The following is a 685-nucleotide window of genomic DNA, read 5'->3' as shown; positions in this document are numbered from 1 at the left end:
CGTTAAAACCGGCGCTGCTAATGGTACGGGCACTTCAATAGTAACCTCAGCGTCCGCATACCCTTCCGCTTTGATTAGAAAGTTATGCGTTCCTGGGCTTAGGGAAGCACCAGTAAGATTAATTTCAATTATTCCTGCGGTAGATCTGTTCACCCTAGAGCCGTGGATGGGAACGGAGTTGCCATTTTGATAAACCCCTGTAATTTTGTCTCTCCACGCAGCATCATCAGAAAATGTAATTCGCACCGTATTAACATTCGGAGCTGTCCCCATTAATTCCGGCGCTGCTAATGGTACAGGCACTTCAATAGTAACCTCAGCGTCCGCATACCCTTCGGCTTTGATTTGAAATTTATGCGTTCCTGGTGTTAGTGAAGCACCAGTAAGATTAATTTCAATCATTCCTGCGGTAGACCTGTTCACCCTAGAGCTGTGGATGGGAACGGAGTTGCCATTTTGATAAACCCCTGTAATTTTGTCTCTCCACGCAGCATCATCAGAAAATGTAATTCGCACCGTGTTGACATTTGGAACTGTTCCCGTTAAAGTCGGTGGCGCCAATATTTGACTAAGTAAATCTTGAGCAATTTCTATAGCTTCTTTTAGGGCAGACTTTTCTGCACCATCCGCCACAAGGTCTACTTTTGCGCTTGCAGCGTCGATAGCGGCTTCATCTACGCCCACT

Annotated in this window: 1 protein-coding gene; it reads right to left on the bottom strand. The window is 46.0% G+C overall.

All coding sequences use genetic code 11. From position 1 onward, the window contains the following. Positions 1 to 685, bottom strand: a 685-nt coding sequence (locus ACRRU2_RS28590) for a hemoblobin-interacting domain-containing protein (protein ID WP_432506841.1), incomplete at both ends; no start/stop codon positions are given.

The sequence above is a fragment of the Paenibacillus sp. GXUN7292 genome (assembly GCF_050864975.1).
Taxonomy (GTDB): Bacteria; Bacillota; Bacilli; order Paenibacillales; family Paenibacillaceae; genus Pristimantibacillus.
Note: the sequence above shows the minus strand (reverse complement) of the source record. Positions and strands in the feature narration are given on the sequence as shown.